Source organism: Parvimonas sp. D9, assembly GCF_035282565.1.
Lineage (GTDB): Bacteria > Bacillota > Clostridia > Tissierellales > Peptoniphilaceae > Parvimonas > Parvimonas micra.
In genome coordinates this window covers 1-1,132 of record NZ_JAYKBM010000020.1, presented here as the reverse complement: position 1 = coordinate 1,132, position 1,132 = coordinate 1, and the positions used below count along the sequence as shown (strand labels likewise).

General features: G+C 52.2%; 1 protein-coding gene. It reads right to left on the bottom strand.

Annotation, left to right across the window (positions count from 1 at the left end; all coding sequences use genetic code 11):
• A partial coding sequence (locus tag VJI94_RS07790; protein ID WP_324008928.1) for a tape measure protein occupies positions 1–1,109 on the bottom strand: 1,109 nt, incomplete at its 3' end.
• Positions 1,110–1,132 lie beyond the last annotated feature (23 nt).

Sequence of the window (1,132 nt, the reverse complement as noted above, 5' to 3'; positions counted from 1 at the left end):
GTGAGCATCAATGCAGCGTTGAATAGCGCCACTGCCTCGGCCAAAGAGGTAATGGTGCGTGCAAGGGATATGACAGTTCCGATCCATCCAGCCATTGCACCAAATAGCGCAAATGCTGCAGGAACCATCATGGCAATACCGAGGCCAACAAACGCACCAGCCAGAGCGCCAACAACTTGCGCCACTGTCTGCAGGTTATTCGTCAGCGTCACCATTACAACGGTAAAGCCTTCCAATACAACCTGGTAGATCTTGGTGACGCCTGACGATTTATCTACGGACAGATAAAATTGGTCCATAGCATTCTTCAGGCGGTTCTGTGCAGCAACAATGCCCTCCACAGGCTTGGTGATGTCTACGTTGAAGACCTTGGCGAGCTGCGAAGTAAACTTGGGCAAGAAGTCTGCGCTAAGGACTTCACCCTTCTTCATCAAGTCGCCAAGTTTCTGGGTTGTAACACCCATTGCCTGTGCGCCAATTGCAAAGGCACCAGGGAGACGATCACCTAGCTGTCCACGAAGTTCTTCCGCCTGGACAGTACCCTTAGAGAGCATCTGTTCCATAGCACGGAAAACGCCCTGCGTGTCTTCCACGGACAGACCCAGAATACCTGCTGCCTGCGAGACAGTGGCAAACTGACGATGCGTCTCGTTTAGAATCTGCCCAGAGCTATTTGCCGAGGCCAAAAATCGTGAATAGGTATCCGTCAGGCTGGTAAAGACCTGGCCAGAGTTATTCGCTACATGCCGGACGAAATCGATTTCTACTCCAGCCGCTGCAGAAGAACGAGTAATGGCGGTAAGAGCCTTTTCGGCCTTCTGAATCTGAATAGTGGTATCAATGACCTTAGACGATACGCCATTAATAGCAACGCCAAGGGCAACCATCCCACCTGCTGCAATACCGATACCAACCCCGTACTCCCTAACAATCTGCCCCAACGCAAACATACGAGTGCTGAGCCCACCAAGGTGGCCAGACACCAGCAACGATGCATCACCGATACCACGGAGACCGCGACGCCATGCTTCCCAGCCTTCAGGCGCCTTATCAAAGGTCGACTGCATATTGGCAAAGTCACGACGGACATCACCGATAGCCCTGCGCATAGAATTGGCAGCATCATTGAACT